We start from the raw sequence: 1114 nt of genomic DNA on the forward strand, positions 1-1114 counted from the left end.
TACGGTTTCCTTTACGATTTGGGGTTGCGACTTTACCTCTATTGATAATGCATTCCGGCAGAACGTTCAAATATGAAGTACGATGTTTAACTAACCGAAAAACAAGAACAATACGGTGCAAGCAAGCTATTCACAGTTAACTGAAACAGTATCGTTTTTTTACAGCCAATTTTGTTTGTCCTTTTATAATAAAAAAGTGCTGAAGTTCATTTCATGGAATGAACTTCATAAAAACTCCTACTTATTTCTTTTAACAAAGCCATTTGTCCATCGGCTTTAACTGAATGTCCATCATGTTACCGATAAATAATAACTTTTCATTGTCCCAAAATTCTTTTTATAACACTATTTCCGGTACATATGCTGATTACTTTTCAGCATGGGATAAATGGGAAAAACAAGCGCTCCCCGGTGAAAATCGGAATGAAGCGGTCTCCCTACTTAAAGAATGTCTCATCAATCAGTTCAGTGAGCTTCAACTGAATCGTTTAAATCTGTCCTCGCTACCTGACAACTTACCACCTCAAATCACTGTTCTGGAAATTACTCAGAATGCCCTAATATCATTACCAGAATTGCCAGCATCGCTGGAATACCTTGACGCCTGTGACAATCGCCTGTCAACACTTCCTGAATTACCCGCATCTCTGAAACATCTTGATGTAGATAACAACCAACTAACCATGCTTCCTGAATTGCCTGCATTGCTGGAATATATTAATGCAGATAACAATCAGCTAACCATGCTTCCTGAATTACCTACATCGCTGGAAGTGCTCTCAGTAAGAAATAACCAGCTGACATTTCTCCCTGAGTTACCTGAATCACTGGAAGCGCTCGATGTAAGTACTAATCTTCTGGAAAGCCTACCAGCCGTACCTGTAAGAAATCATCACTCAGAGGAAACCGAGATATTTTTCCGGTGCCGCGAGAATCGCATCACACACATTCCGGAAAATATACTTAGCCTTGATCCGACCTGCACTATCATCCTCGAAGACAATCCTCTGTCCTCACGGATCAGGGAGTCTCTGTCGCAACAAACCGCCCAACCGGACTACCACGGCCCACGGATTTACTTCTCCATGAGTGACGGACAACAGAATACACTCCA

1 pseudogene is annotated in these 1114 nt (G+C 41.4%); it reads left to right on the forward strand.

Annotated features, from left to right (window positions below):
• Nucleotides 1-284 precede the first annotated feature (284 nt).
• Nucleotides 285-1114 (forward strand): annotated as a pseudogene (gene ipaH3, locus ABZJ92_RS21925) (T3SS effector E3 ubiquitin-protein ligase IpaH3/Hc); the annotation flags it as partial.

It is taken from the genome of Shigella sp. FJ200513, from assembly GCF_040495915.1.
Classification (GTDB): domain Bacteria; phylum Pseudomonadota; class Gammaproteobacteria; order Enterobacterales; family Enterobacteriaceae; genus ECMA0423.